This is a genomic window from Streptomyces sp. NPDC087420 (assembly GCF_044744165.1).
Lineage (GTDB): Bacteria > Actinomycetota > Actinomycetes > Streptomycetales > Streptomycetaceae > Streptomyces.
In genome coordinates, this window is record NZ_JBIUXU010000001.1 from 351966 (window position 1) to 370878 (window position 18913).

An 18913-nucleotide genomic window follows, 5' to 3' on the forward strand; every position below is an offset into this window, starting at 1 on the left:
GTCAGCCGCCCTGCGCCGTTCCCCCGACCGACACCAGCCGCACCCCGTCCGCCGTCCTGACCTCGAAGTGGTCGATCCCCTCCGGCGGCAGCGCGGCCCCGCCCCGGGTCACCAGGGGCCCCGCCCCGTCCGCCAGCGCCTTCCAGGTCGTCACGGTCTGCCGCGACCCGTCGCGTCCGACCGCGACCAGCGCGCACACCCCCGCCGCGTCGGAACGCAGCATCTCCAGCCCCACCTCCGTCCCCCACGTCGTCGCGAGGGCCGTCACCGCCGCCCTCGTCCCGGTCACCGGGTCCGTCGCCGTCCACCGGGCGGCGGTGACACCCCGGGACGAGCCGGGCGCGGGATCCGCGAGGAGGACCGCGAGCGGACCGCCGACCACCAGCACCGCCACCGCCGCGACCAGCGCGAGCCGCCGCCGGCGACCGCGCCGCCGCGCCTCGGCCGTACGGTCGAGCAGACCGGTCAGCAGCTCCGGGCTCGCGGCGGCGAAGGGCGCCACCTCGGCCGGGGTACGCCGGGTGTACTCGTCGAGTTGCGCCTTCACACCACCGAAGTCGGCCAGCAGCAGCGCGCACTGCGGGCATTCCATCAGGTGATCCTCGAAGCGGAAGGCGTCCGCGGCGTCGAGTACGCCCAGTGAGTAGGCACCGACATCGCGATGGAGGTCCAAGGTCCGCATGCTGTCTGGTACGCAGAGCGGCGCCGAATCACTCAACGGATCGGCGCTCTCGCTCACGGACACCGCCGACGACCGCCCGTCTCCGTCTAAACTCCCGCCTCATGCTGCGTGTACTGGCTGTGGACGACGAAGAACCGGCCCTCGAAGAGCTGCTGTACCTCCTCCGCGCCGACCCGCGCGTCCGCAGCGTCGAGGGCGCCACCAGCGCCACCGAGGCCCTGCGCCGCATCGGCGCCGCGCTCGACGCGGGGCCCCACGACCCCGAGGCCGTCGACGTCGTCTTCCTCGACATCCACATGGCCGGGCTCACCGGCCTGGACGTCGCCAAGCTCCTCGCCGGTTTCGCCGAACCGCCCCTCATCGTCTTCGTCACCGCCCACGAGGGCTTCGCCGTCCAGGCGTTCGACCTCAAAGCCGTCGACTACGTCCTCAAGCCGGTCCGCAGGGAACGGCTCGCCGAAGCCGTCCGCCGCGTCGCCGAGCTGGCGGGGGACCGGCCCGCGGTCCTCGACACCGCCGCCGACCAGATATCCGTCGAACTCGGCGGGGTCACCCGTTTTGTCGCCGTCGGCGACATCGCCTACGCCGAGGCCCAGGGCGACTACGCCCGCCTGCACACCGACACGGGCAGCCATCTGGTACGGGTCCCCCTCACCACCCTGGAGGAGCGCTGGCGCGCCCGCGGGTTCGTCCGGATCCACCGGCGCCATCTCGTGGCCCTCGCCCGGATCGACGAACTGCGTCTCGACGCGGGCGCGATGAGCGTCCGCGTGGGGGAGGCCGAGCTGGCGGTGTCCCGCCGCCACGCCCGCGGGCTGCGGGACCTCCTGATGCGCCAGGCGGGCCGCTGACCGGTCACTGTCAGCGCGTCCTGGTACGGTCCGACCCCGTCCGCCGAACCCTCCAGACACCCGGCCGGCCGCGGGCCGCGGGCCGGCCGACACCGAAACGGGGAACCACCATGACAGGGGCAGGCGAGACCACGCCCAAGCGCGAGGTCGTCACCGGCGAGCCCCGGCGCGTCCGCCCGCTGCCCCGCTACCGCCCCCAGGCCGAGATCGACGAACAGACCGCCCTCGGTGACGCCTACGTCCGCTCCCTGATGCGCGGTCAGCTCCGGGCCGGCCTCACCGCCTTCGGTGTCCTCGCCCTCGTCGCCGGCACCCTGCCCCTCGCCTTCGCCGCGCTCCACGACGCCACCGCGGTCTGGGTGGTCCTCGGCGTCGCCGCGTACCCGCTGCTCACGCTCCTCGGCTGGCGGTACGTCCGCCGCGCCGAGCGCAACGAACGCGACTTCGCCCGGCTCGTGAAGGGCCGGCCCGTCCCGTGAGCCAGAGCTACACCGTCACGGCCGTCGCCGTCGTCGTGGTCGCGACCGTCCTCGTCGGCGGCTTCGGGCTGCGGATATCCCGTACCACCTCCGACTTCTACGTCGCCTCCCGCACCGTCCGCCCCGCGCTCAACGCCGCCGCCATCAGCGGCGAGTACCTCTCCGCCGCCTCCTTCCTCGGCGTCGCGGGGCTGGTGCTGCTGCACGGCCCCGACATGCTCTGGTACCCCGTCGGCTACACCGCCGGCTATCTGGTGCTGCTGGTCTTCGTCGCGGCCCCGCTGCGCCGCTCGGGGGCGTACACCCTCCCCGACTTCGCCGAAGGACGGCTCGAATCCCGCCCGGTGCGCCGGCTCGTGAGCGTCTTCGTGGTCGGGGCCGGCTGGCTCTACCTGATCCCCCAGCTCCAGGGCGCCGGGCTCACGCTGAAGATCCTCACCGGCGCCCCCTACTGGTTCGGCGGTGTCCTCGTCGCCGTGGTCGTGGTGGTGGCCGTCGCGGCGGGCGGCATGCGCAGCATCACCTTCGTCCAGGCCTTCCAGTACTGGCTCAAGCTCACCGCGCTGCTCGTCCCCGCGATCTTCCTGCTGCTCGCCTGGCAGGGCGACGGCCGGCCGCGCGTCGACCTCGCCCTCACCGCCGTCGCCGTCCGCGCCGACCATCCGCTCTACGCGACGTACGGACTCATCGTGGCGACCTTCCTCGGCACGATGGGCCTGCCGCACGTCGTCGTCCGCTTCTACACCAGCCCCAACGGCCGGGCCGCGCGCCGCACCACGGTGGTCGTCCTGGCGCTCGTCGGCGCGTTCTACCTGCTGCCGCCCGTCTACGGGGCCCTCGGCCGGCTGTACGTCCCCGAGCTGCCGTACGGCACCGACGCGGACGCGGCCGTCCTGCTCCTGCCGGAACGGGCGATCGGCGGCCTCGGCGGCGAGCTGCTCGGCGCGCTGGTGGCCGGCGGGGCCTTCGCCGCGTTCCTCTCCACCGCCTCGGGACTGACCATGGCCGTCGCCGGGGTCCTCACCCAGGACGTCCTGCCCTCCCGGGGCGTACGCCACTTCCGGCTGGCGACCCCGCTCGCCATGGCCGTACCGCTCGGCGGCTCCCTCCTCGTCAGCGGGATGCCCGTCGCCGACTCGGTCGGCATGGCCTTCGCGGTCTCCGCCTCCTCCTTCTGCCCGCTGCTCGTGCTCGGCATCTGGTGGCGCAGGCTCACCCCGCCCGGCGCGGTCGCCGGACTGCTGCTCGGCGGCGGACTCGCCTTCGTCGCCACGCTCGTCACCGTCAGCGGCGCCGTGAGGTCCGGCTGGCCGCACGCGCTGCTCGCCTGGCCCGCCGTCTGGTCCGTCCCGGTCGGCTTCCTCGCGATGATCCTGGTCTCCCTGGCCACCCGGAGCCGGATACCGCCCGGCACGAACGCCGCGATGACCCGCTTCCACCTCCCGGAGACCCTGATGCCGCGCGCCCGCGCCGGTGCCCCCGGCGGGAAGAGGGTCGCCCGATGAGCGGAGCCGCCGCCCTCGCCGTCCTGATCGTGCTGGGCCCGCTGCTGCTCGCCGGCGGGTTCCTCCTCGGCCGCCGCACCGCCCGGCCCGTCCGTACCAGCGACGTCGGCACGCCGGTCGAGCACGCGACCTTCGAGACCCTGCACACCGCCTCGCTGGCCTCGCCGCCGCTGCGCGCCGGACTCACCGAGGAGAGCGCGCGCAAGGCCGCCCGGCGGCTGCGCTCGCTGCTCGGCACGGACGCGCTGTGCCTGACCGACCGGGACCGGGTGCTGGTCTGGAACGGGCTGGGGGAGCACCACGGAACCCATGTCATGGAGCAGGTCGAGGGGGTGCTCAGCGGGGGCAGGGGCACGGCCTTCGCCCTCCGGTGCGACGACGTCGAGTGCCCGCTGCGCTGGGGCGTCGCCGCCCCGCTGACCGTCGACCACCGGGTGCTGGGCGTCCTCGTCGCCTGCGCCCCGCGCGAGTCGGCGGTCCTCGCCAGGGCGGCGGGGGAGGTGGCCCGCTGGGTCTCCGTCCAGCTGGAACTGGCCGAGCTGGACCGCTCCCGTACGCGGCTCATCGAGGCGGAGATCAGGGCGCTGCGCGCGCAGATCTCCCCGCACTTCATCTTCAACTCCCTGGCGGCCATCGCCTCGTTCGTGCGCACCGACCCGGCGCGGGCCAGGGAACTCCTGCTGGAGTTCGCCGACTTCACCCGCTACTCGTTCCGCAAGCACGGCGACTTCACCACCCTCGCCGACGAACTGCACTCCATCGACCAGTACTTGGCGCTCGTCCGGGCCCGGTTCGGCGAGCGGCTCTCGGTCACCCTCCAGGTCGCCCCCGAGGTGCTGCCGGTGGCCATGCCCTTCCTCTGTCTGCAACCGCTGGTCGAAAACGCGGTCAAGCACGGCCTGGAGGGCGCGGTCACCACGAGCCGCATCACCATCAGCGCGCTCGACGCGGGCTCCGAGGCGGAGGTGGTGATCGAGGACGACGGGGTCGGCATGGAGCCGGACCGGCTGCGGCAGATCCTGCGCGGCGAGGGCGGCGCGTCCACCGGCATCGGGCTGCTCAACGTGGACGAGCGGCTGCGGCAGGTGTACGGGGACGCGTACGGCCTCGTCATCGAGACGGGGGTCGGGGCCGGGACGCGGATCACCGTGCGCATCCCCAAGTACCGGGCGGGCGTGCACGGTTCCTGACCGCCGCACCCCGGCGGGGGCCGTACGGCGGGGCGTCAGAACAGCTGGATCGCCAGGTGCCCCAGCGGCAGCCCCAGCTGCCACGCCGGGGTCCACACCTGCGGACCCTCCTCCTCCGCCGCCGGGAACGGCTCCTCGCCCACCGGGCCCGCGGGTCCGACCGCGTCCAGGTCGGGCGCCAGCAGCTCGGTCTCCTCCAGCCACCGCCAGGCGGCCCCCGCCAGCTCCAGATCAGGATCGGCGCTCCCGGCCCCCGCCGCCTCCAGGACGCGCAGCCGCCGGGACACCCACTCGCTCCACGACGTGCCGTACGCGGTGAGCGAGCGCCACTCCGCCATCCTGGCCCCGCCCCCCGGCCCGGTCACCGACCCGTCGGACAGGAAGATGGTCAGGGCCAGCGCGTCCCGGCCGGCCCGGTACTCCAGTGTGGTCGGCGGCATGAGGTCGCCGGTGCGCAGCAGCTCGTCCGCGACATACTCCGCGTACATCCAAGCCATCGGCACCAACAGGCCGCCTCCGCCGCCCCCTTCGGTACATTCCGGACGCATGCTTTCCGCCTTCCTTCCTTTCCCCGAAGCCTGCTTCAGGGAGCATTGAACCGGCGGTGACCGTCCCGCGTGGCCAGAAGAGCAGGATCGGACGGCCGACGGGAGTGGATTGTGACGGGTGTGGCCGAGGGGGTCGCGCCGGCCCGTGAACCGCACGCCCGCTCGCTCTTCTGCGACGCGGACGACCGGCTGTAGCCGGGCAGTGAGCGGCCCAGCGCCCGCAGCGCGTAGTACGAACGGGACTTGACCGTGCCCGGCGGGATCCCGAGCGTCCGCGCCGCCTCGCCGACGCTCAGCCCCCGGAAGTAGATCTGCACGAGCACCGCCCGGTGCTCGGGGCTCAGCTCCCGTACCGCCTGCCGTACGTCGAGTCCCGCGACCGCGCACTCCGTCGGGTCGCGCGGATCGGGGGTGGCGGCCAGGATCTCGTCACCGACCTCCGAGGGGCGCGCCAGCCGGGACCTGCGCGCGTCGATCGCCAGCCGGCGGCCGACGGTGAACAGCCAGGGCCGCATCGACTCGAAGGGAGCGGAGAACGCCTCCGGGTGCTGCCAGGCCCGTACGAGCGTCTCCTGGAGGAGGTCCTCGGCCCGCTGCCGGTCGCCGTAGGTCAGCCCCAGCAGGAAGTGGAGCAGGGCGGCGCCGTGCTCGCGCTGGAGCGTGGCCAGGGCCCGTTCGTCGGTCGTGGCGGTCGCCGACGCGGAGGCAGCCGCGGTCGCTGTCGCTGTGGTCATGGTGCACGCCCTTCCCGGTGACGTCGCTGTCGCCTCGCGTATACGAGCGCATGGCGGCGGCCGGGGACAGACAGCGCGCGGAGGCGTGCGACGAGCGGTCGCTCACTGCGGCGAGTGGTGCGGTGAACGGTCCCGGCGCGGGCGATCGGTCCCTTTCGGGCTTCTTGGTCGCTTGGTTACCTGACATCCATTTATATGACTATATGTATGCAAGGTGATCGTCCCCCAGGAACGGAGTCCGGCCGATGACACAGCGCAGACGACAGGGCGGAGCGGTGGCCGCGGCCGTCCTGCTCCTCGGTACGGCGGCGGCCTGCGCGGCCCCCGGCCGGAACCACGCGCCCGACGCGGAGCGGGACCGTCCGCCGCCCGGGGCCGCGCCGCCCTCCGCGGCCGGCGGCGGCGCGCCACAGCGCGGGTTCACGCTGGTCGCCTCGGGCGACGTCCTGCCGCACGACTCCGTGATCGGCCGGGCGAACGCCGACGCGGGCGGCCGGGGCTACGACTTCCGCCCCATGCTCGCCGGGGTGCGCCCCGTGGTGTCACGGGCCGATGTGGCGATCTGTCACATGGAGACGGTGTACGGGGCGAACGGCGGCCCCTACACCGGCTACCCGGCCTTCAAGTCCCCGCCCGAGGTGGCCGCCGCGCTGGGCCACACCGGCTACGACTCCTGCTCCACCGCGTCGAACCACTCCCTGGACGACGGCGCGGCCGGGGTACGCAGAACGCTGGACGCGCTCGACCGGGCCGGGGTCCGGCACGCGGGCTCGGCCCGCTCGGCCGCCGAGGCCGCCCGCCCCGCGCTCATGACGGCGGGCGGCGCCGAAGTCGCCCAGCTGGCCTACACGTACGACACCAACGGATATCCGCTCCCCGACGGGCAGCCCTGGGCGGTCCGGGGCATCGACGAGCGGCGGATCGTCGCCGACGCGCGCGCCGCCAGGGCGGCCGGCGCCGACGTGGTGGTGGTCAGCCTCCACTGGGGCACCGAGTGGCAGACGGCCCCCGACGCGCGCCAGGTGGACCTCGGGCGCGGGCTCACGGCGGCGCGGACCGGCGGGCGTCCCGACATCGACCTGATCCTCGGCACGCACGCGCATGTGCCGCAGGCGTACGAGAAGGTCAATGGCACGTGGATCGTCTACGGCATGGGCGACCAGATCGCGGGCTCGATGGTGAACCACGAGGGCGCGGAGGACCCCCGGGGGAATCAGGGTTCGATCGGCCGCTTCACCTTCGCGCCGCCCGCCGCGCCGGGCGCGCGCTGGCCGGTGACGAAGGCGGAGTTCGTCCCGCAGTGGATGGACACCGGGGCCGGCCGGGTGGTCAACCTGCCCGAGGCGCTGCGGCGCTCGCCGGACCGGGCGGACTACCGGGAGGCGCAGGCGGCGATCACGAAGGCGGTCCTGGGCCGGGGAGCGGCGGCGGACGGGCTCAGGATGGGCGGCTAGGAAGTGTGGGGGCCGTGGTTACGGGACGACCGTCACCGGCCAGCGGCCCGCCTTGACCAGCCGTACCGCCACGGACCCCACGATCCGGTGTCCCGCCGACTCCGACGCGCCCACCACCACGGCGTCCGCGGTGAGTTCGTCGGCAGCGGTGACCAGGCCGCTGTACGGGTCCCCGTGGAAGGTGTGGAACTCCCAGCGGACGTCCCATATGTCCTTGAACCGCTCGGTCGCGAGCCGGATCTCGGCCACCAGCTCCTCGGCGATCTCCCCGGTCGTGCCGGTCGCCGGGGCGCCGAGGGCGGCCCCCGCCGACACCACGGGCTGGACGTAGACGATGGCGAGCAGAGCCCTCTGCCGCCGGGCGAGACCCGCGGCGTACGCGGCCGCGCGGTACGAGGACTGCGATCCGTCCACGCCGACGACGATCACCTTGGGTCCGTCGGTGCCACGTTCGAATGAGGTGGGTTGCTGCTCAGTCACGGCCGCAGGCTATCCGCTCCCCGTGAAGTCCCCGACGGAGGGCCCGCCCTGGCCGGCAGATCGCGGGCTGGTCCCATCGGGTGCTTTCGCGCGCGCGGCCGTGTCGGTGTGCGGTCCGGCGCATCCGCCGTGCGAGCCATTAGTCATGAAAAAGGAAGAAATGATTCCGGGGCGCCGCGCCCTCCTCCGCATCGCCGCCTGTCTCGGCGCCGCCGTCACCACCCGGGTGTTCTTCCCGGGCGAGGCCCGGGCCCCAGGCGTCTCCGCCGCCCCGGTGGCCGCGGCGGGACCGCCCGCCGGAGGCCCGCCGGCGGGGGCCGTCCGCAACCCCGCCGCCTACCGGCTCTCGCCCATGACCGGCGACGCCCCGTCCGGCTTCCGCACCCCCGCACCGCCCGTCCGTGAGAAGCCGTTCCTCGAACTGCCCCAGGTGGGCCACACGGTGGTGCTCACCTTCGACGACGGCCCCGACCCCCGCTACACCCCCGACATCCTGCGCACGCTCCGCGCCCACGACGTCCGCGCGATGTTCTTCGTCTGCGGCGAGATGGCCTCGTACAGCCCGGACCTGCTCCGCCAGATGGCGGCCGACGGGCACGTCGTGGGTAACCACACCTGGTCGCACCCGCAGTTGCCCAAGCTCGCGCCGTCCGCGATCCGCAAGGAGATTGCGCGCACGAGCGAGCTGATCGAGGACACCGTCGGCGCCCCGCCGGTCTGGTTCCGCGCCCCCTACGGCGCGTGGAACCGGCACTCCTTCGAGATCGGCGCCGAGCTGGGCATGGAACCCCTGGCCTGGACCGTCGACACCCTGGACTGGACCACCCCCGGCACCGACAAGATCGTCAAGGCGGTCCGGGACGGGGCCGGGCCCGGGGTCGTGGTGCTCTCGCACGACGCCGGCGGCAACCGTGAGCAGAGTGTGGCCGCGCTGCGCCGCTATCTGCCCGAGCTGATCGCGGAGGGGTACGGGATCGGCGTACCGCACCCGTAGACGTAGCCGTACCGACACCAGCACCAGCACCAGGACCACCCGCCCCCACCCCCCGCCGTCTTCGCCCGGCCGGTCAGCGTGTCCTGACCAGCCGGGCGAAGACGACCACGTTGCCGTCATAGCCGCCCGCCTTCGAGTAGCCGCCGCCGCAGGTGATCACCCGCAGCTCCGGCCGGCCGGTGTCGCCGTAGACCCGGGGCCCGGGGAAGTCGTCCTTCGCGAATACCTCGACCCCGTAGATCTCGAACACCGCCACCCGGCCGTCGTAGCGGCTCACCTCGACGTGCTGGCCCTTCTCCAGCGAGCCGAGCCCGTAGAAGACGGCAGGGCCCGCCTGGTTGTCGACATGGCCGACGACCACCGCCGTACCGCGCTGGCCCGGCGCCACCCCGTTCTGGTACCAGCCCGCCAGGTTGGGGTCCTGCGGCTCGGGGGCCGCGATCCAGCCGTCCCGGTCCAGGCCCACGTCCACCACCGGCGCGTCGACCTTGATCTCCGGGATCCGCACCCGTGACATCGGCGCGTACGGCAGGGGCTTCACGGCCGACGTGGTGACGGCGAGGGCGGCCGGGTCGATCTGACCGGCCGGCGCGGCCGCCGCCGCGGGCTGCGGTGGTCCCAGTGGTGCGTCCACCCCGTTCCGCATCAGCGCGATCCCGCTGAGCATGACGAGAGCCAGCACGCCCCAGGGGGAGCGCTTCCTCGACTCCGGGACGGTGTGGTCCTGGCCCATGGTTCTCCCTTCGTGGGCGCCTGTAGGCACGCTAAGCGCGGTGTGCGGCGGCGGCGATCACTGAGGGGCGAACGGGTGGCGGCTCGACGGGTGCTGGCCCATCCGAGTATTCACCGTATAAAACTTCTGACGGTCCGTGACCTGCGTATCCACCGGCCAGGGGAGCGTTCTGTCGGCGTGTCGCCTCACCGGGGTGGACCAGCGCCGAAATGCGGCGAATGGGACGTCCGGTGAGGGTTCGTCATGGAAGGCGTACTCGTCGATCTTCCCGGAGCACCGCTTTGGGGCGTCTTCCGCTGGAGGTTCAACGATGCGTGCTTCACGCGCTCTCGCGGTCACCGCGACCGCCTGCGCGGCCGTGGCGCTCTCCGCCCCGCTGGCCGGCGCCACCAACGGTCCCAGAAATGTCACTGTCAATCCGTTCGCGGTCCACCAGGGCAGCACGATCCACATCTCGGCCCAGGGCTGCGGCCACGGAGGCACCGTCGACTCCAACGCCTTCCGGCAGGTGCGCTTCCCGGTGAACCCGTCGGGGAACGTGTCGGCCACGGCGCGGATCCGCGACAACGCCACACCCGGCCGCTACAACCTGGTCGTCAGGTGCAGCGACAACCCGCGCGTCGAGACGCACCAGTTCGAGGTGCTCGCCGGGCGCGGTGCGCAGGGTGGTCTCGGCGGCTCCGTCGGACCCAGCTCGACCGAGGTGGGGATCGGCGCCGGGCTCGTCGCCACGGCCGCGGTCGGCGGTTCCTTCTTCCTGGCGCGCCGCCGCCGCGCGGCCGGCGGGCAGATCTGACCCGCTCTGCCGCCCGGCCCCCGACGCCCGTCGCCCCGAGTCCTCGTACAGGACTCGGGGCGACGGGCGTCGGAGCGGGATCGCGGGGGGCCGGGGGCGTCAGTGCCCGCGGTTCTCCGCGCGGCGGCGCACGACGTAGATGGTGCCGGTGGCCGCGGCCACCACCAGTGCCGTACCCGCCAGGATCTCGGCGGTGTTCATCCCGCCGACGCTGCCGCCGAGACCGCCCCTGACGCCGCCGGGCGCGACGGAGGTGGCGGTGGTGACCGGCGCCGGGGTGCGGGTCGGCCGCACGGTGGGGGTACGGGTCGGAGTCGCGCCGCCCGCGATGGTGAACGATGCCGCCGCCGTCCCCCCGGTCCCGCAGGTGAAGGTGGTCCGGTACGTCGCACCGCGCTTGGCGTCCCAGTCGACGGTGGCGGCGGCCGTCCCGCCCGCCGGGACGGTGACCGTGTCGAAGACCGCCGACGACGCGGTTCCGGACGAGCGGCAGCCGGGCGCCGCCAGCGTCAGCCGGCCGCCCGCCGCGACCGTGGAGGGCGTGACGGTGAAGCCGAGGCCGGCGCCCCGCTGCGCCGCCACCGCCGTGGGTGCCGTCAGGGCGAGTGCGGTCGCTCCGAGCAGAGCGGTGGACGCGGCTCGTATCGCGCGCATGGTGAATCCTCCGGGTCCCCGAGGAGCACCTGCGGAACGATTTCCACACCTGGCACGGAATGCACCTCGATGCCCGAAACGCTAGGAGCGCACTATCACAGCCGCGATCGCTGACGGGCGAATGGGGCACGGCCGTCCCCCGGGTGGCGGACAGCCGTGCCTCCGGTGGAGCTGTCTCAGGCGGACCGTCTCAAGCCCGACCGTCTCAGCCCGACCGTCTCAGCCCGACCGTCTCAGTTCCCGATCGCGGGGAAGAGGTCGACGAACGGGGCCGCCGTCGCGGCGATGCCACGGCCGTAGGGAGCGTCGAAGTCCCAGATGAGGAAGAGCAGGAAGGCGATCAGGACGCTGAACAGCCCCGCCAGCAGCAGTTCCCGGAAGGTCCGGCGGATCTGGAGGACGAAGATCAGCCCCACGGTGACGACGGCTCCGACGATGAGACCGAACCAGACGACCCCCGGCATGGTGGCCCCGGCGTTCTGGCCGCGGGCGCCTCTCGCGTCGTCCGCGACCGCCACCTGTTCGACCAGGGGCTGATACGTCTGCCCTTCCAGTTCGGTACGGGGCGCGTACCGCGACACGTCCGAGCGGATCCGCTCGAACAGCCGGGTGCCCTTCGCGCTGAGGGCGTTGTGCTCGGACATGTGGGGCCACTCGGTGTGCACGACGTACGAGGCGTACGTGTCGACATCGGCGCGGATCCGGTCACGGATGTCCGCCGGATAGACCTGGACCCGCTGCTGGATCTCGTGCAGGGCCTGGGCTTCCTGTCGTACGTTTTCCTGGGCGGCGCTGCGGCCCTCCCAGACCCCGGCTATCGCGAGGCCGAGAACGATCGCGTAGATCACTCCGATCATCATCGTCATGTATTCCATGACGTCGGGGGTCTGGGTGGGGTCGTCATCCTCCCGCAGCCGGCGGTTGTTGATGACGACGATGGTGAGGACGACGGCACTGGCCGCCGCCATGGCGATGCTCAGAACGAGCCATTCCGACATGGAACCTCCGTTGGATCAGCGGATCAGCGGGAAGAACGGGGGCGCAGTACGGCCACGGCGAGTGCGGCGGGGGCCGTGATCAGCAGCATCAGGGTGACGGGGGAGGGTCCCCCGCGCGGCTGCTTGCGCACTGCCTTGTGAAAGGTGGGCAGGGCGATGGGGGACGGCGTCGGACGGGCCGACGGAGTGGGCGAGGGGCTCGGCGGCGGGGTGGGCGACGGGGGTCGCGGGGTCGGCTTCGGCGGCGGCGGGGGCTCGGGCGCGGGGACGGGTGGCGGCGGGGCGGGCCGCACCGGCCGGGGTGTCGGCCTCGGCTCGGCCTGGGTCGGTTTCGGTGTCGGCTTCGGGGTGGGCGTGGGCTTGGGTGTCGGCTTGGGAGGCGGGGTCGTCTCGGGCGGCGGGGGAGGCGGCGGGGTCGGTTTCGGCGGCGGGGGTGGGGGCGGGCTGGGCGGCCAGGACGGCCAGGGCGGGCAGTGCCCCCCGCCCGTCTTCGCCACCGCCACCACAGAACCGTCGGGGCCTATGGACGCGTAGGCGCAACTGTGGGCTGCGGCCGGTACGGGCACGGCGAACAGCCAGATGAGTGAAGCGGCCGCCACCAGCCGGCCGACTTGGGATCCGTACACGGGCAGGATCCTGTTCCTCAAATTCCTCCGACACGCGGAAAGTCGAGAAAATCCCCCCTGATAGGGGGATTTGGCGGGGCGCGGGTTTGGATGTCAGAAGTTTTTTCCGGCCGCGTTGAACGGGGGACCGTGCCCGGCCCGTACTTAGGGCCATGAACCGGCGCAGCCCGGCGCCCAACTGACTTACAGACAAGCGGAGTTGATATGAACACCTGGCGGAACGCCTCGCTCGCGGTGACCGCGGTGGCCGTACTGGCCCTGACGACGGCGTGCGGTCAGGAGCAGGGCACCACCACCAACGGAGCGCCGGTCGGAGCCGCGGCGGCGGCCGGGGACGACTACGGTTCCGACGCCTACGGCTCCGACGCGGCGGCCAAGGCCGAGGCCACGGCGGCCGGTCAACTCGCCGTGTGGGACAGCAAGGAGCTCGGCGAGGTCGTCACCGACAGCGAGGGCTTCACGCTCTACCGCTTCGACAAGGACACCGCCAGCCCGCCCAAGTCGAACTGTGAGGGCGACTGCGAGAAGGCCTGGCCCGTCGTGTCCGCCGAGGGCGCCAAGGCCCCGGCCGGCGTCGACCCGGCCCTGCTGGGCGAGGTCGCCCGCGCCGACGGCACCAAGCAACTCACCATCGCCGGCTGGCCGATGTACCGCTACGCCCAGGACGAGAGCCCCGGCGACGCCAACGGCCAGGGTGTGGGCGGGACCTGGTTCGCCTCCGCACCCGACGGCAAGAAGGCCGCGCCGGCCGACGAGGTCACCGTCGCCGACCTGCCGGGACTTTCGGTCCGCAAGGATCCCAAGCTCGGCGACATCATCGTGGATTCCAAGGGCATGACGGTCTACCGGTTCAAGAAGGACTCCGCGTGGCCCATGAAGTCGGCCTGCACCGGGGCCTGCCTCGACAAGTGGCCGGTTGTCGCCCCCGTCGACAAGAATGACACCGAAGGGATCATCGAGAAGGGTTTTGTGACCTTCGACCGGCCCGACGGAATCAAGCAGCAGAGCATCGACTGCTGGCCCGTGTACACCTTCACCGGCGACAAGAAGCCGGGTGACACCAACGGCCAAGGCGTGGGCGGCACTTGGTACGCGGTCTCGCCGCAGGCAAAGCTGGTCGGAGCGCCGAAGTAGTCTCTCCGTCGCCTCCGGCCCGCCCGGTCCGCCGTCCCACGCCCCCCGCGTGACGGCGGATCGGGCACGTCTGAGGGTAAGTCAACTGCACGCGCGGGTAAGGCATGTGGTCAAGAGACGTGTTCAAGACGTGTGACGAAGAACGGACCGTTAATTTCCGTTTGGGCTCGCTCTCTTGGCGGGCGATCAGTAGCCTCGGCTCGAACAACCGGCCATGTACATGGCCGTGACCCCGTGGCGACTGTTGGAGACATCGATGGAGCGTCCCGCCTGGGCCCCGCAGGGCATCGACATATCGGTGCCGAGCGTTTCCCGCATTTACGACTACTATCTGGGCGGTTCGCACAATTTCGAGGTGGACAGGGAAGCCGCGCGCAAGGCAATGGAGTTCATGCCGGGGCTGCCCAAGATCATGAAGGCGAACCGCGCGTTCATGCGCCGCGCGGTCAAATTCGCCCTGGACAACGGTGTCAACCAGTTCCTCGACATCGGCTCCGGCATTCCGACCTACGGGAATGTCCATGAAGTGGCCCAGGCCGCCGACCCCACCGCCCGGGTGCTCTACGTCGACCACGACCCCGTCGCCGTCGCTCACAGCCAGGCCGTCCTCACCGGGGTCGACCACGCCGCCGTCGTGAGCGCGGACCTCCGCAAGCCCGCCCAGATCCTCACCAGCCGCGAGGCCGCCGGACTGCTGGACCTGGAACGCCCCGTGGCCCTGCTCCTCGTCGCCGTCCTGCACTTCCTGGAGGACGCGGACGACCCCTACGGCGCGGTCGCCGAGCTGCGGGACGCGCTCGCGCCCGGCAGCCTGATCGTCCTCACCCACGCCTCGTACGAAGGCGTCCCCGTCCCCAAGGAGCAGGTGGGCGGCGCCGTCGGCGTCTACCGCACCATCCGCAACCCGCTCGTGATGCGGTCCCAGGAGGAGACGGCCCGGTTCTTCGACGGGTTCGAGATGGTCGAACCCGGCCTGGTGGCCATGCCCGACTGGCGGCCCGACAGCCCCGCCGACCAGGAGGATCCGTACGCCTTCTCGGGCTTCGCCGGAGTGGGACGCAAGGCGTGATGATGCCGGCGCAGGAGACAGCGGGAGCCACGTCGGACCCGGACGGCCTGGAGGACAGACTCAGACGGCTGGCGACGATCTGGAGCCGGGCGATCTTCCCGGCCAGCGCGACGTCGCTGACCCGGACCGAGTTCGAGGCGCTTCTGCTCCCGCTGGCACGGGAGTTGAGCGGCGCGCTGCACGCGCGCCACTTCGACCCCGCGCCCGCCGGAGGCGTCGGCGCGGCCCTGGTGGCGGCGCACTGCACGGACCCCGAGGCCCTCGGCCGTACGCTCGGCGTCGTCGACTCGTACCTGGTGCTGTACTGCGGCACGGAGACGCTGCCCGCCGACGAGGCCCGCGCCCGGTGCGCCCGGCTCCAGCACGCGCTGGCCGCCGGCTTCGCCCAGGCACTGCGCGAGCGGACCCTCGCCGAGCAGGAGGCCATCGCGCGCTCGGCCCTCGCCGCCCGCAGCCACGCGGAGCAGGCGCTGCACGCCACGGAGGTCCGGTTCCGCGCGGTCTTCGACGACGCCGCCATCGGCATAGGGATCGCCGACCTCGACGGCAACATGCTGGAGGTCAACGACACCCTCATCCAGATGTTCGGCGGGCTCGAACACCACGTCCGCAGCCGCAACGTGAGCGAGTGGGTCCACCCGGAGGACGTCCCCCAGGTCTGGCGCATGTACGGCGAGCTGGTGCGGGGCGAGCGGGAGCACTTCCGCTGCGAGAAGCCCTTCTACCGCAACGACGGCACGGTCCTCTGGACCAACCTGACCGTCTCGCTGCTGCGGGACGCCGAGGGCGCCCCGCAGTACCAGCTCGCGCTGATGGAGGACACCACCGAGCGCCGGCTGCTCAACCTGCGGCTGCGCTACGAGGCCACGCACGACGCCCTGACAGGACTGCCCAACAGGACCCTGTTCTTCGAGCGGCTGGAGAAGACCCTCGCCGCACCGGACGGGAGCCGCTTCGGGCTCTGCTACCTCGACCTCGACGGCTTCAAGGCCATCAATGACAGCCTCGGGCACTCGGCGGGCGACCGGCTGCTGGTCGAGGTCGCGGACCGGCTCCAGAGCTGCGCCACGGCCCCGGGCGAGATGGTGGCGCGGATCGGCGGCGACGAGTTCGTGGCGCTGACCACCGGACACGCCTCGTGCGGCGAGGTGGCCGACCTCGCCTCCCGGATCCTCGGCGTGCTCGCCACCCCGATCCGCCTCGACGGGCGGGAGTTCACGGTCCGGGGCAGCATCGGCATCGTGGAGGGCCCGGTCGCCGGGCGCGCCCCCGCCGAGGTCCTGCGGAGCGCGGACATCACCATGTACCGCGCCAAGGCGGCGGGCGGCAACCGCTTCGAGCTGGCCGACGCCGAGGCCGACGCGCGCGCGATCACCCGGCACGGGCTGACCACGGCGCTGCCCGCGGCCCTGGAGCGCGGCGAGTTCTTCATCGAGTACCAGCCGCTGGTGCACCTGGACGACGGTACGGTCCACGGCGCGGAGGCCCTGGTGCGCTGGCTGCACCCGCAGCACGGCATCCTCGGGCCCGACCGGTTCATCCCGCTCGCCGAGCACACCGGGCTGATCGTGCCGCTCGGCCGCTGGGTGCTCGAACAGTCCGTACGGCAGGCCAAGGCGTGGCAGGACCAGCTGCCCGAGGGGGCCGTGGGCCGGCCGCTGCGCATCAACGTGAACCTCTCGCCCACCCAGCTCCACCATCCGGGGCTGGTCGCCGAGACGGTCGAGGTGCTGGAGCGGATCGGCCTCGCGCCGGGGGCGCTCTGCCTGGAGGTCACCGAGTCGGCGCTGATCGGCGCCGACGAGGACCTGCTCAAGCCGCTGCGCCAGCTCGCCGAGATGGGCGTGGACATCGCGCTGGACGACTTCGGCACCGGCTACTCGAATCTCGCCAATCTGCGCAGACTGCCGGTGAGCGTGCTCAAGCTGGACCGTTCCTTCACCCAGGGCATGCAGCAGCATCCGGCGGACCCGGTCGACCTGAAGATCGTCGAGGGCATCGTCTCGCTCGCGCACAGTCTGGACCTGGCGGTCACGGTGGAGGGTGTGGAGACCGGCGCGCAGGCGGACCATCTGCGCCGGCTGGGCTGTGACACCGCGCAGGGCTGGTTCTACGCGCGCCCAGGACCGCCGGAGCACCTTCATCGCCTGTCGCTGCTGGACGCGGTCTAGAGGCGTTCCGGAGGCGGTCTACGCGCGGGGCCCGGCGGCCGGACCCCGCCCCCGGGCCTCCGCCGACGCGGCGGCCCGGGCCTCCGCCGTTCGGGCCGAGCGCCATGCGGCGGTCTCGGCCGACATCCGGGCTCCCGTACGGGTGGAGAGCAGGACCCGTTCCAGCTCCCGGGCCGCCCGTGGCGGCGCCACGTCGCTGCGGTGGGCGAGGGCGACCGTACGGCTCAGTCCCGGCCGCGCGAGCGGGGTGACCCGCAGGTCGCGGGTCCGCCCGGCGACCATGCTCGGGACGACGGCGACCCCGAGACCGGCCCGGACAAAGCCCAGCACCGCGTCCATCTCCCCGCCCTCGACGACGAACGACGGCTCGAACCCCTCGGCGCGGCAGGCGGCCACGGTCAGGTCGCGCAGGTCGTAGCCGTGCCGGAACATCACCAGCGGCTGGTCCGCCAGATCGGCGATCCGCAGCGGCCTGCGCGGCGGCGGCGCGGACGCCGAGGAGACCACGACCAGGTCCTCGTGGAGCAGTTCGACGGTGGTCAGCGCGGGGGAGGGGGCCGGCAGCGGCAGGACCACCAGCGCCAGATCGAGGTCGCCGCGGGCCAGCGCCCGTACCAGATCGTGCGAGCCGTTCTCCTCGATCAGCAGCTCGATGCCCGGATGCAGCTCGTGGAAGGCCAGCAGCACCTCGGGCAGCAGCCCGGTGCACAGGCTGGGCGGCGCCCCCAGCCTGACCCGGCCCCGCCGCAGCTGGACCAGCTCCTGCACCTCCAGGCGGGCCGTCTCGGAGTCGGCCAGGATCCGGCGGGCCAGGGGCAGCAGCGCCTCGCCCGCGTCGGTCAGCGTGACATTGCCGCGGGCCCGGCTGAACAGCTCGGCGCCCAGCTCCTTCTCCAGCGCCCTGATCTGCTGCGAGAGGGACGGCTGGGAGACGTGGACCCGCTCCGCGGCGCGGGTGAAGTGCCTGGTCTCGGCGACCGCGACGAAGTAGAGCAACTGCTGGAACTGCATCCATCCATCATAGGCACACCCTATGGACATGAGCCGCACCATGTCTTGGACCTCTGGTCGCGCCGCCCCTACCGTCAAGTACATGGCTCTGGCAACGCGGACGGACCGGCGCGCGTCCCTGCCGCGCACCCTGTGGGGATCGACGGTCGGCAAAAAGGTGATCATGGCCGTCAGCGGCCTGTTCATGCTCGCCTACCTCGTCGCGCACATGTACGGCAACCTCAAGATCTTCTTCGGCCTGGACTCCTTCAACGGATACGCGCACTGGCTGCGGACCATCGGTGAACCCGTCCTGCACTACGAGTGGGCGCTGTGGGGACTGCGGATCGGCCTGGTCGCCGCCGTCGTCCTGCACGCCGTCTGCGCCTACCAGCTGAGCCGACGGGACCGCGCGGCGCGGCCGACCGGGTACGTACACAAGCGGCAGCGCGCCACGTACGCCACCCGCACCATGCGCTGGGGCGGGATCATCCTCGCGCTGTTCATCGTCTGGCACATCCTCGACCTCACCACCGGCACGGTGCACTCCGGCGGCTTCCAGGAAGGCCGTCCGTACCAGAACGTCGTCGACACCTTCTCGACCTGGTACGGCAACACCATCTACATCGTCGCGATGCTGGCGCTCGGACTGCACATCCAGCACGGGTTCTGGAGCGCCGCCCAGACCCTCGGCATGGGCAGCCCCACCCGCGAACGGATCCTCAAGGCGTCGGCCAACGTCCTGGCCGTGGTGCTGACCGCGGGATTCATCGCCGTACCCGTAGGCGTCATGAGCGGGGTCGTGAGCTGACATGAACGGAGCCG

General features: G+C 72.5%; 20 protein-coding genes. 12 read left to right on the plus strand and 8 right to left on the minus strand.

Features of this window, described 5'->3' with window-relative positions; genetic code table 11:
* Position 1 precedes the first annotated feature (1 nt).
* A complete protein-coding gene (locus ACIO1C_RS01600; protein ID WP_401857143.1) occupies positions 2-682 on the minus strand; it encodes a zf-HC2 domain-containing protein in 681 nt (226 codons plus the stop codon).
* A gap of 101 nt (positions 683-783) precedes the next feature.
* Here ACIO1C_RS01600 and ACIO1C_RS01605 point away from each other — a divergent pair, with 101 nt between their 5' ends.
* The 4 genes from ACIO1C_RS01605 (at position 784) to ACIO1C_RS01620 (ending at position 4707) form a co-directional block, all read left to right on the plus strand.
* On the plus strand, positions 784-1533 hold the full coding sequence (locus ACIO1C_RS01605) for a LytR/AlgR family response regulator transcription factor (RefSeq protein ID WP_401857145.1): 750 nt from the start codon (positions 784-786) through the stop codon (positions 1531-1533).
* A 110-nt stretch (positions 1534-1643) separates the two neighbouring features.
* Complete coding sequence (locus ACIO1C_RS01610) at positions 1644-2012, plus strand: hypothetical protein (RefSeq protein ID WP_401857147.1); 369 nt, start codon at positions 1644-1646, stop codon at positions 2010-2012.
* Positions 2009-3517 carry a cation acetate symporter gene (locus tag ACIO1C_RS01615; RefSeq protein ID WP_401857149.1) on the plus strand — a complete coding sequence of 503 codons (1509 nt, stop codon included), beginning with the start codon at positions 2009-2011 and terminating at the stop codon, positions 3515-3517. Before ACIO1C_RS01610 ends, ACIO1C_RS01615 begins: the two co-directional genes overlap by 4 nt.
* Positions 3514-4707: a sensor histidine kinase gene (locus tag ACIO1C_RS01620; protein WP_401857151.1), complete on the plus strand. Its 1194-nt coding sequence runs from the start codon at positions 3514-3516 to the stop codon at positions 4705-4707. Before ACIO1C_RS01615 ends, ACIO1C_RS01620 begins: the two co-directional genes overlap by 4 nt.
* A 35-nt stretch (positions 4708-4742) precedes the next feature.
* Here the strand turns inward: ACIO1C_RS01620 and ACIO1C_RS01625 are convergent, their stop codons facing one another.
* Positions 4743-5255, minus strand: a complete 513-nt coding sequence (locus tag ACIO1C_RS01625) for a hypothetical protein (protein ID WP_401857153.1) — start codon at positions 5253-5255, stop codon at positions 4743-4745.
* 35 nt (positions 5256-5290) lie between these two features.
* Positions 5291-5989, minus strand: coding sequence for a sigma-70 family RNA polymerase sigma factor (locus ACIO1C_RS01630; protein WP_401857154.1), 699 nt, complete (start codon positions 5987-5989; stop codon positions 5291-5293).
* A 245-nt stretch (positions 5990-6234) separates the two neighbouring features.
* Between ACIO1C_RS01630 and ACIO1C_RS01635 the strand changes: the two genes are divergently transcribed.
* Positions 6235-7443 (plus strand): CapA family protein, encoded by a 1209-nt coding sequence (locus tag ACIO1C_RS01635; RefSeq protein ID WP_401857156.1) that lies wholly within the window; start codon positions 6235-6237, stop codon positions 7441-7443.
* 18 nt (positions 7444-7461) lie between these two features.
* Here the strand turns inward: ACIO1C_RS01635 and ACIO1C_RS01640 are convergent, their stop codons facing one another.
* A complete protein-coding gene (locus ACIO1C_RS01640; RefSeq protein ID WP_167023335.1) occupies positions 7462-7923 on the minus strand; it encodes a universal stress protein in 462 nt (153 codons plus the stop codon).
* 145 nt (positions 7924-8068) lie between these two features.
* Between ACIO1C_RS01640 and ACIO1C_RS01645 the strand changes: the two genes are divergently transcribed.
* Positions 8069-8917: a polysaccharide deacetylase family protein gene (locus ACIO1C_RS01645; protein ID WP_401857157.1), complete on the plus strand. Its 849-nt coding sequence runs from the start codon at positions 8069-8071 to the stop codon at positions 8915-8917.
* A gap of 73 nt (positions 8918-8990) precedes the next feature.
* Here the strand turns inward: ACIO1C_RS01645 and ACIO1C_RS01650 are convergent, their stop codons facing one another.
* Positions 8991-9650 (minus strand): class F sortase, encoded by a 660-nt coding sequence (locus ACIO1C_RS01650; protein ID WP_401857159.1) that lies wholly within the window; start codon positions 9648-9650, stop codon positions 8991-8993.
* Between the two features lie 310 nt (positions 9651-9960).
* On the opposite strand from ACIO1C_RS01650, the gene ACIO1C_RS01655 reads away from it, so the two are divergent.
* Complete coding sequence (locus ACIO1C_RS01655) at positions 9961-10446, plus strand: hypothetical protein (RefSeq protein WP_401857160.1); 486 nt, start codon at positions 9961-9963, stop codon at positions 10444-10446.
* Positions 10447-10545: 99 nt separating this feature from the next.
* On the opposite strand, the gene ACIO1C_RS01660 is transcribed toward ACIO1C_RS01655, so the two are convergent.
* Together ACIO1C_RS01660 and ACIO1C_RS01665 are read right to left on the minus strand one after the other, a co-directional pair.
* Positions 10546-11100 (minus strand): hypothetical protein, encoded by a 555-nt coding sequence (locus tag ACIO1C_RS01660; protein WP_401857161.1) that lies wholly within the window; start codon positions 11098-11100, stop codon positions 10546-10548.
* Between the two features lie 233 nt (positions 11101-11333).
* Complete coding sequence (locus ACIO1C_RS01665; protein WP_401857162.1) at positions 11334-12098, minus strand: hypothetical protein; 765 nt, start codon at positions 12096-12098, stop codon at positions 11334-11336.
* Positions 12099-12254: 156 nt separating this feature from the next.
* On the opposite strand from ACIO1C_RS01665, the gene ACIO1C_RS01670 reads away from it, so the two are divergent.
* The 4 genes from ACIO1C_RS01670 to ACIO1C_RS01685 all read left to right on the plus strand — a co-directional run bounded on the left by ACIO1C_RS01670 (position 12255) and on the right by ACIO1C_RS01685 (position 17098).
* A complete protein-coding gene (locus ACIO1C_RS01670) occupies positions 12255-12632 on the plus strand; it encodes a hypothetical protein (RefSeq protein WP_401857163.1) in 378 nt (125 codons plus the stop codon).
* 296 nt (positions 12633-12928) lie between these two features.
* Complete coding sequence (locus ACIO1C_RS01675) at positions 12929-13858, plus strand: SCO0930 family lipoprotein (RefSeq protein WP_401857165.1); 930 nt, start codon at positions 12929-12931, stop codon at positions 13856-13858.
* A gap of 256 nt (positions 13859-14114) precedes the next feature.
* Positions 14115-14927: an SAM-dependent methyltransferase gene (locus tag ACIO1C_RS01680; RefSeq protein ID WP_401857167.1), complete on the plus strand. Its 813-nt coding sequence runs from the start codon at positions 14115-14117 to the stop codon at positions 14925-14927.
* Complete coding sequence (locus tag ACIO1C_RS01685; protein ID WP_401857168.1) at positions 14924-17098, plus strand: putative bifunctional diguanylate cyclase/phosphodiesterase; 2175 nt, start codon at positions 14924-14926, stop codon at positions 17096-17098. Before ACIO1C_RS01680 ends, ACIO1C_RS01685 begins: the two co-directional genes overlap by 4 nt.
* An 18-nt stretch (positions 17099-17116) precedes the next feature.
* Here ACIO1C_RS01685 and ACIO1C_RS01690 read toward each other — a convergent pair whose 3' ends face one another.
* Complete coding sequence (locus tag ACIO1C_RS01690; RefSeq protein WP_401857170.1) at positions 17117-18109, minus strand: LysR family transcriptional regulator; 993 nt, start codon at positions 18107-18109, stop codon at positions 17117-17119.
* An 82-nt stretch (positions 18110-18191) separates the two neighbouring features.
* Between ACIO1C_RS01690 and ACIO1C_RS01695 the strand changes: the two genes are divergently transcribed.
* Positions 18192-18899: a succinate dehydrogenase gene (locus ACIO1C_RS01695; protein ID WP_401857172.1), complete on the plus strand. Its 708-nt coding sequence runs from the start codon at positions 18192-18194 to the stop codon at positions 18897-18899.
* Positions 18900-18913: the final 14 nt, after the last annotated feature.